General features: G+C 69.5%; 1 protein-coding gene. It reads left to right on the top strand.

Annotated features, from left to right (window positions below; genetic code table 11):
- Positions 1 to 51 precede the first annotated feature (51 nt).
- Positions 52 to 10,668, top strand: coding sequence for a tandem-95 repeat protein (locus FZ029_RS24930; protein WP_247892486.1), 10,617 nt, complete (start codon positions 52 to 54; stop codon positions 10,666 to 10,668).
- Positions 10,669 to 10,705 lie beyond the last annotated feature (37 nt).

The raw sequence follows: 10,705 nt of genomic DNA, 5'->3' as shown, positions 1-10,705 counted from the left end.
ATCGCGCTGACGATCAGCCCGGCCCTGACCGACACCGACGGCTCGGAAGCCTTGAGCATCGTCATCGCCGGCGTTCCGACCGGGGCGATGCTCAGCGCCGGCACCCACAATGCCGACGGCACCTGGACTCTGACTCCGGCCCAGTTGTCCGGCCTGACCATCACGCCGCCGTCGAACAGCGACGTGGATTTCACCCTCACCGTCACCGCAATTGCCAAGGACGGTGTCGCTGCCGAAGCGACCAAGACCGAGACCCTGCGCGTCACCGTCGATCCGGTGACCGACACCCCGACATTGAGCGTCACCGCCGCCACCGGCAACGAAGACACTGCCATCGCGCTGGCGATCAACCCGGCGCTGACCGACCTGGACGGCTCCGAGGCGCTGAGCATCACCATCAGCGGCATCCCCGCCGGAGCCATGCTCGCCAACACGCTGAACGGCACGCTGACGGTTACCGGCGGCTCGATCACGCTGACCAAGGATCAACTCGCCGGCCTGACCGTCACGCCGCCGTCGAACAGCGACGTGGACTTCACCCTGACCGTCACGGCCACGGCCAAGGACGGCACTGCCAATGCGGTATCGGTGACCCAGACGCTACCGGTGACCGTCAATCCAGTGTCGGACACCCCGACGCTGAGCGTCACTGCCGCGCGTGGAAACGAAGACACCGCCATCGCGCTGACGATCAGCCCGGCGCTGACCGACACTGACGGCTCGGAAGCGTTGAGCATCACCATCGCCGGCGTTCCGACCGGGGCGATTCTCAGCGCCGGCACCCACAATGCCGATGGCACCTGGACGCTGACCCCGGCCCAGCTGTCCGGCCTGACCATCACGCCGCCGTCGAACAGCGACGTGGATTTCACCCTCACCGTCACCGCAATTGCCAAGGATGGCGTTGCCATCGCAGCGACCAAGAGCGAGACCCTGCATGTCACCGTCGATCCGGTGACCGATACCCCGACGCTGAGCGTCACCGCCGCGCGTGGAAACGAAGACACCGCCATCGCGCTGACGATCAACCCGGCGCTGACCGACACCGACGGCTCGGAAGCCTTGAGCATCGTCATCGCCGGCGTTCCGACCGGGGCGACGCTCAGCGCCGGCACCCACAACGCCGATGGCACCTGGACCCTCACCCCGGCCCAGCTCGCGGGCCTGACGATCACGCCGCCGTCGAACAGCGACGTTGATTTCGACCTGACCGTCACCGCCATCGCCAAGGACGGCGTCGCCACCGAGGCGACCAAGAGCGAGACCCTGCACGTCACCGTCGATCCGGTGAGCGACACGCCGACGCTGAGCGTCACCGCCGCGCAGGGTAACGAAGACACCGCCATCGCATTGTCGATCAGCCCGGCGCTGACCGATCTGGACGGCTCTGAAACACTGAGCATCCGGATCACCGGCATCCCCGCCGGTGCCACGCTCTCCAACACGCTGAACGGCACGCTGACGGTCACCGGCGGCTCGATCACGCTGACCAAGGATCAGCTTGCCGGTCTGACGATCACGCCGCCGTCGAACAGTGACGTCGATTTCGACCTGACCGTCACCGCCGTCGCCAAGGACGGCGGCGCTGCCGAAGCGACCAGGAGCAAGACCCTGCACGTCACCGTCGATCCGGTGACCGACACCCCGACGCTGAGCGTCACCGCCGCGAGCGGCAACGAAGACACCGCCATTGCGCTGGACATCCGGTCCGCCCTGACCGATCTGGACGGTTCGGAAACGCTGAGCATCACCATCGCCGGCGTTCCGACCGGTGCGACGCTCAGCGCCGGCACGCACAATGCCGATGGCACCTGGACGCTGACCCAGGCCCAGCTGTCCGGCCTGACCATCACGCCGCAGCACGACAGCGACGTCGACTTCACGCTGACCATTACCGCCACGGCCACCGACCGCGGGCTTTCCCCGGTCTCCGTGCAGACGACGCTGGCCGTCACCGTGGTGGCGGTGGCCGACACGCCGACACTCGCCGTGACGCCCATCACCTACGACCTTGCGACCGGCCAGAACGACACGTTGACCGGCACCGCCGGCAACGACACGCTGTCGGGCGGTGCAGGCAAGGACACCATCCGGGGCGGCGCCGGCGACGACCTGATCTACGGCGACGGCACCGGCACCTTCACCACCGGCCTGACCATCACTCCCGCCGTGACGGACGTCGACGGGTCGGAGTCGATCTCCAGGGTGACGATCTCCGGCGTTCCGGCCGATGCGACGCTCAGCGCCGGCACGCACAATGCCGACGGGACCTGGACCTTGACCCAGGCCCAGCTGTCCGGCCTGACCCTGACCGCCAAGGAGGGGGACAGCGCCACCCCCATCACCCTCACCGTGGTCACGACCTCGGAAGAGCGGGAGAACGGCAGCACCGCCAACAGCGTCGCCCAGACGCTGACCATCAAGTTCACCAACACGCCCAAAGGCGCCGACAGCCTCGAGGGCGGGGACGGCAACGACACCATCTATGGCGGGGCCGGCAACGACACCCTGAGCGGCGGTCTCGGCGACGACGTCCTGGATGGCGGAGCGGACAACGACACGGTGACCTACGCCGCCTCGGCCACCGCGGTGAACGCCAATCTGGCGACCGGCATCGGCACCGGCGAGGGCACCGACACCCTGCGCAATCTGGAGAACGTCACCGGCTCGGCCTTCGACGACGTCATCACCGGCGACAGCGGCGCCAACATCCTGCTCGGCGGTGGCGGTACCGACACCATCACCGGCGGCGCCGGCACCGACACAATTCGCGGCGGCGCGGGCGACGATCTGTCGATCTTCACCGTCGGCACCGACGGCGGCACGTCGTCCAAGCCGGAACAGCAGGACGGCGACACCGGCATCGACACCTTCCGGGTGATGCTGACCGGGGCGCAGCTGTCCGATGCTTCGATCCTGGCCGACCTGCGCACCCTGCGCAACCAGATCGAGACCGCCGGCGCTCTTCCCAACGCCGCGAGCCAGGACACCAACGTCGCCAACGCCACCACCCTGAACGCGCTCGGCATCAAGGTGGCGGATTTCGAGAAGCTGGAGCTTTACGTCGACGGTCGATCGGTCGATGTGCGCACGGCGCTGAACTATGCGCCGACCGCAACGGCGGCCACCACCGGAACCACGGAGGACACCGTCGTCACCGGACGGCTGGGCGCGACGGACCAGGACACGGTCAATGGCCGCACCGACGACACGCAGACCTTCAAGGGACCCGGCGACGCCGGGCAGCCGGTGCGTCTGGCCCACGGCACGCTGGTGGTGAACGCCGACGGCACCTTCACCTACACGCCGGATGCCGATTTCAGCGGCACGGAAACCTTCTCCTTCACGGTGACCGACGGCTATGGCGGCACCTCCACCGCCACGCAGACGATCAAAGTCACGCCTCAGGCCGATGCCATCACGCTCTCCACGCTGGCCGCGCGCGGCAACGAGGACGCGTCCGGCGGCATCGCGCTCGCCCCGACCATCACGCTGAGCGACATCGACGCCGCCAGCCCGGAACGGGTGGAGAGCGTCACCCTGACCATGGCCGCCTCGCAGCAGGACGTGGCCGGCGCCAAGTTGTACGTGAACGGCGTGGAGCTGACCCGCAGCGGTCCCGATGCCTCCGGCAACTACAGCTGGACGATCCCGACCGCGGCGCTGGCGGCCGGCGGCACGGCGGGGACCTGGACGGTCCAGGGGCTGACGGTCGTCACCGCCCACAACTCCGACGCCGACCTCGCCTACACGCTGAAGGTCGGGACAATCGACAGCACCAGCGCCGGCACGGCGCGCGGCACGCAGACGGCGACCGGCACCATCACGGTCGATGCGGTGGCCGATGCGCCGACCGTGACCGCCGCCGCCGCCGCGACGGATGAGGACACCTCCGTCGCCCTGAAGATCACCCCGGCCCTGACCGACACCGACGGGTCGGAGAGCATCGGCTATGTCACCATCTCCGGCGTTCCGGACGGAGCCAGCCTGAATTTCGGCAGCGTTGTCAGCACCCAGAGCGACGGCAGCAAGACCTGGAAGGTGGATGCGGCCGATCTGCCGAACCTGCGCCTGACTCCGCCGCACGACTTCTCCGGCACCATCACCCTCAGCGTCACCGCGACCTCGGTGGAGCGGGAGAACGGCTCCACCGCCGTGTCGGCGCCGGCAACCCTGTCGGTGACCGTCACCGGCGTCGCCGACGCCCCCATCGTCATCCCCACCGCGGCCACCGGCAACGAGGACAGCGCCATCCCGCTGACCATCGACGCCCACCTGTCCGACGTGACCGGGGAGACGCTGGACCACATCACCATCACCGGCGTGCCCGAGGGGGCGACGCTGTCCGCCGGCACCCACAATGCCGACGGCAGCTGGACCCTGACGCCGGGCCAGTTGAGCGGCCTGAGCTTCACGCCGCCGCTGAACTATTCCGGCACGGTGACGCTGAAGATCACCGCCACCTCGGTGGAGGGAACGACCACCGCCACTTCGGCGCAGCAGTCGCTGGCGGTGACCGTCAACGCGGTCGCCGATACGCCGGTGCTGTCGGCCTCCGACGCGGTGGGCCGCGAGGACACCGCCATCCCGCTGTCGGTCGTGGCGGCCCTGACCGATCGCGACGGTTCGGAAAGCCTCAGCATCCTGGTCGGCGGCGTGCCGGCCGGGGCAACGCTGAACCATGGCCATTACGACGCGGGCCTCGGCAAGTGGGTGCTGACCCAGGCCGACCTGACCGGCCTGACCATCACCCCGCCGGCCAACTCCAACACCGGCTTCGACCTGACCTTCACCGCGCGGGCGACGGAAAGCTCCAATGGCTCCATCGCCGACGCGGCGGCGATGACCGTCCATGTCGACGTGCAGGGCGTGGCCGACGTGGTGACGCCCAACGGCACGCTCACCGCCCGCGGCAACGAGGACACGGCGATCAACCTGCGGCTCGGCGATCTGGTGATGGTCGACAATGACGGGTCGGAGCGCCTGTCGCTGGTCGTCAGCAACCTGCCGTCCGGCTCCTGGCTGTCGCTGGCGGCGGGGCATGAGAGCGGGCTGGTCTATCTCGGCAACGGCCGCTGGTCGGTCGATGTGGAGTATCGCAACGAACTGACCCTGACGACCAAGCAGGACTTCGCCGGCACGATCACGCTGAAGGTGGACGTCATCACCACCGACAGCAACGGCGCGCCGATCATCACGGTGAACGGCGCGACCTCCGGCGGGATGCTGAAGGACACCCGCGACCTGACCGTCACCGTCGACCCCAAGACGGACGAACCTGTCGTCTCCATCGGCGCCCATGCGCAGGAGGACGCCGTCGGCGGCATCCCGCTGACCATCTCCGCCCTGACCGGCGACAGCGACGGGTCGGAGCATATCTCCTCCATCGTCATCTCCGGCCTGCCGGCCGGGGTCACCCTGACCAGCACGGATGCCGGCGCGCTGACCGACAACCATGACGGCAGCTGGACCGTCGATCCGGCCAAACTCGGGAATCTGCGGCTGAACGTGCCGGCCAACGACGCCGACGACTTCACCATCACCGTCAAGGTGACGGCGGTGGACGGCACCGACAGCCTGACCAGGACCTACACCCCGACCGTCACCGTCACCGCCGTGGCCGACGCGCCGGTGTCGCACGGGGCGAACGGCGCGGTCGAGGCCTACCATGTCGACGACCAGTCGGTGGCCGGCGTGCCGGACGGCATGGTGCTGAACCTGAACGCCTTCCTGCAGGACACCGACGGCTCGGAAACGCTGGCGGTCACCATCTCCGGCGTGCCGAAGGGCACGGTGTTGTCGCGCGGCCTCGACAACGGCAACGGCACCTGGACGCTGACCGCCGAGGAGTATGCCAAGGCGCTGGGCGAGGGCGGCCTGAAGCTGACCGTCAAGGACGCCAATGCCGCCGGCATCACCCACAGCGTGTCGGGCACCGTCGACACGGCCAGCGTCACCCTGACGGTCAATCCCTACAGTATCGAGAGCGAGGGCGACCGCAACACGAGCGTGTCCGACAGCTTCGTGCTGAGCTGGACCACCACCGCCTCGACGGGTGGCGGGTCCACCGGTGGGGGAGGCACTGGCGGTGGATCCACCGGTGGTGGATCGACGGGCGGCGGATCGACCGGTGGAGGCTCCACCGGTGGCGGCACCGGCGGCACGACCCCCGATCCGGCGACCGGTGTCGGCAGCGACCGCCCATCCGGCGTCACGACGGCGGAGGACGGCAGCGTCGCCCTGCATCTCGACACCGGCCTGCAGGACTGGAGCGGCGTCAGTTCCGTCACTCTGTCCGGAATTCCGACCGGGGCCGTCCTGACCAACACCGCCGGTGACACGCTGACCATCGCCAGCGGCTCGATCACCCTGACGCCGGCCCAGTTGGCCGGGCTGTCGCTGACTCCGCCCTCCAACAGCGACGCCGATTTCACCCTCGGCATCGATGTGGTTACCAACTCCGGCAACACCCACACCAGCCTGACCCAGGCGGTGACGGTCACCGCCGTCGCCGACAGCCCGCTGCTGACCGTGCAGGCGGCTTCCGGCAACGAGGACACGGCCATCGCGCTGAACATCACCGCCGCGCTGGCCGACACCGACGGGTCGGAGGTTCTGGCCAGCATCGTCATCGAAGGGGTGCCGGCCGGTGCCTCGCTGTCGGCCGGCTATCTGGACTCCGCCACCGGAAAGTGGGTGCTGACCCCCGACCAACTCGCCGGGCTGAAATTCACGCCGCCGCACGACGCCAGCGGGACCTTCCAGCTGACGGTGAGCGCGGTCGCGCGCGAAAGCGGCAACGCCGACCGGGCGACCACGACGAAGACCCTGGCGGTCGAGGTGGCGCCGGTCAGCGACGCCCCCTCCATCAGCGCCAGTTCCGCCACGGCGCAGGAGGATCACGCCGCCAGCCTGTCCATCTCCGCCGCCGTCACCGATCTGGTCGGCACAGGCGAGGTGATCACCGCGCTGAGGGTGACGGTTCCGGCCGGCTTCACCCTGTCGGGCGGCACCTCGCTCGGCAACGGAGTCTATGATCTCACCGGCCTGTCCGCGTCGGATCGCGCGGCGTTGACGCTGACGCCGCCGGCCAACTATGCCGGCACGGTGACCCTGACGGTCGAAGCGGCCGCCCAGGACGGCACCGCGACGCCCGCCTGGTCGACCAAAACGCTGTCCGTCACCTACACGGCCGCCGCCGACGCGCCCGCCGTCATCGTCCATAACGCGACCGGCGCGGAGGACACGCCCATCGCCCTGGACGTATCGGCCAGCCTCGTCGACACCGACGGGTCGGAGACGATGGCGGTCATCCTGTCGGGCCTGCCCGAGGGCGCGGTTCTGAACCACGGCTCCAACAACGGCGACGGGTCCTGGACCCTGAAGACGTCGGAGCTGTCGGGCCTGACAATCACGCCGCCGCGCAACTATTCCGGCGGCATGGACCTGACGCTGACCGCGACCAGCCTGGAAAGCTCCAACAAGGACACGGCGAGCACGACCGCCAGCATCCATGTGGAGGTGACGGCGGTCACCGACGCCCCCACTGTCATCGTCGCCAACGCGTCCGGCAACGAGGATTCGCTGATCGCACTGAACCTGACGGCGGCACTGGTCGACACCGACGGGTCGGAGACGATGGCCGTCACCCTGTCCGGCCTGCCGACCGGCGCGGTGCTGGTGGATGCCAACGGTAACATTCTGACGCCCACCGCCGGGTCGGTTAGCCTGACCGCCGCCCAGCTGTCGGGCCTCAAGCTTCAGCCGCCGGCCAATGCCGGCACCGACTTCAACCTGACGCTGACCGCGACGACGACGGAGACTGTCGGCGGCGCCACCGCGACCACCAGCCAGCTGTTCCGGGTCAGCGTCGATCCGGTCGCCGACCAGCCCATCCTGACCTGGGCGCCGATCACCGGCACCGAGGATACCGCCGTCCCGCTGAACCTCGCCGTGGCGCTGGCCGACACCGACGGGTCGGAGCGGTTGGGGCTGCTGACCATCACCGGCGTGCCGACAGGTGCGCTGCTGTCGGCCGGCACCCACAACGCCGACGGCAGCTGGACCCTGACGCCGGCCCAGCTCAACGGCCTGAGCCTGACGCCGCCGGCCAACAGCGATGCGCCGATCAGCCTGACCGTCACCGCCGTCAGCATCGAATCCAACGGCAGCACGGCGACCAAGGTGGTCACCGTTCCGATCACCCTGAACGCCGTGTCGGATATCCCGACCCTGTCCGTCACCGCCGCCGGTGGCAACGAGGACTCGGCCATCGCCCTGGCGATCACCCCGGCCCTGACCGATCTCGACGGGTCGGAGACGCTGACCGTCACCATCGCCGGTATTCCGGACGGCGCCCACCTGTCCAACGCGGCGGGCGACGTGCTGACCGTCACGGGCGGGTCCATCACGCTGACGGCCGGGCAATGGACCGGTCTGGCGATCACGCCGCCGCCCAACGAGGGCGAAGACTTCACCCTGACCGTCACGGCGACCGCCACCGACGGCACCGCCACGCCGGTCAGCACCAGCGCGACGCTGCCAGTCACGGTGGCGGCGGTGACCGACACCCCGACCCTGTCCGTCACCGCCGCCACCGGTGACGAGGACACCGCCATCGCGCTGACGATCACCCCGGCGCTGACCGACCTGGACGGGTCGGAAACGCTGACGGTCACCATCGCCGGCATTCCGGCCGGCGCCCATCTGTCCAACACGGCGGGCGACGTGCTGACCGTTTCCGGCGGGTCAATCACCCTCACACCCGGCCAGCTCGCCGGTCTGGCGATCACGCCGCCGTCGAACGACAACCGTGATTTCGCCCTGACCGTCACCGCCACCGCCAAGGACGGCAGCGCCAGCCCGGTCTCGGTGACCTCCACCCTGCCGGTGACGGTCAACCCGGTGTCCGATGCCCCGACCCTGACCGCGGCCGCGGCGACGGGCGACGAGGATGCGGCGATCCCGCTGACCATCACCTCGGCCCTGACCGACAGCTCGGAGCTGCTGAGCATCACCATCGCCGGCGTTCCAGCCGGTGCGACGCTCAGCGCCGGTACACACAACGCCGACGGCACCTGGACCCTGACCCAGGCCCAGCTTGCCGGCCTGAAGATCACGCCGCCGCTGAACGACGACGGCGACTTCACCCTGACCGTCACCGCGACCTCCACCGACGGCAGCGCCGCCCCGGCCTCCGTCACGGCGCAGTTGCCGGTCACCGTCCGCGCCGTGTTCGACGCGCCGACCCTGCAGGTCGATCCGGCATCGGTGGCGGAGGACGGCACGGTCGCCCTGTCGATCACCCCGGCCCTGACCGACGCGTCGGAGACGCTGAGCGTCACCATCGCCGACATCCCGGCCGGCGCCACCCTGTCGAACACGGCGGGCGACACGCTGACCATCGTCAACGGCTCGATCACGCTGACGCCGGCCCAACTGGCCGGGCTGGCGATCACGCCGGTCCATGACAGCGGCAGCAGCTTCACCCTGTCGGTCACCGCCATTTCGACGGACGGCACCGCCGCGCCGGCGACCGCCACCCGCTCGCTGGCGGTGACGGTGGCCCCGGTCGCCGACACGCCGACGCTGACCACCCCCGCCGTGCATGGAAACGAGGACACGGCGATTGCGCTGACGATCACCGCCGCCTCCACCGACGGCGACGGGTCGGAGACGGTGACGGTGCGGATCAGCGGGATGCCCGACGGCGCCAGCCTGAACCACGGCACCCACAATGGCGACGGCAGCTGGACCCTCGCCGCGTCGGATCTGGCCGGGCTGACCTACACTCCGCCGGCCAATGCGCATGGCACGGTCGATCTGTCGGTCGCCGTGACCGCCCGGGACGGAACCGACACCGCGGTGGTGACGCAGACGCTCAGCGTGACGGTCGATCCGGTGAACGACAAGCCGACCCTGGCCGCCGCCCACGCCACGACCGTCATCGCCGCGGACGCGACCGATCATCCGGCGGTGGTCTCCGACGCGACGATCACGGATGTGGACAGCAGCGTCATGTCCGGCATGTCGATCCGCATCGCCGCCGGATCGCAGACCGGCGACGCGCTGAACCTCGACAGCCTGACCATCGACACCGACCCGTCGACCGGCCGCAAGACGGTGTCGGGCACCGGGATCGAGGTCAGCTGGGACGACGGCACCCACCAGCTGTCATTGTCGGGCAGCGCCTCCACCTCGACCTACACCGACATCCTCCAGCATCTGGCGCTCAGCCCCAATGGCGGCGGTGCCCGGACGCTGGAGGTGACGGTCAGCGACGATCAGGGGCTGTCCAGCGATCCGCTGGCGGTGCAGGTGCTGGTCTCGGCCGATGCGACGATGACCGGCAGCACCGGTGCCGACATCCTGCATGCCGGAAGCGGCACGACCGGCATGTCCGGCGGGGCCGGCGACGATCTGTTCATCTTCGCCCCGCGCGGCGGCAACCTGACCATCGACGGCGGGGTGGGGTGGACCGACGTGGTCGAGGTCGGCGCCTTCGTCGCCAATGCCGGCGCCAATTGGCTCCAGCAGCTGGACGGGCACGCCTACACCGTGGATCCGTCGGGCCACGGCCTGACCTTCACCCAGGAGACGACCGTCACGCTGGAGGACCAGAACCATCACCAGCTTGTGTTGCAGAACATCGAACGGCTGACGTTCTGACCGGATGGAAGCAGCGGGGAACGAGGCAGCGGAGTGG

It is taken from the genome of Azospirillum sp. Sh1, from assembly GCF_008365135.1.
Lineage (GTDB): Bacteria > Pseudomonadota > Alphaproteobacteria > Azospirillales > Azospirillaceae > Azospirillum > Azospirillum oryzae.
The sequence above is the reverse complement of the archived record's forward strand: the minus strand, read 5'-3'. Positions and strand labels throughout refer to the sequence as shown.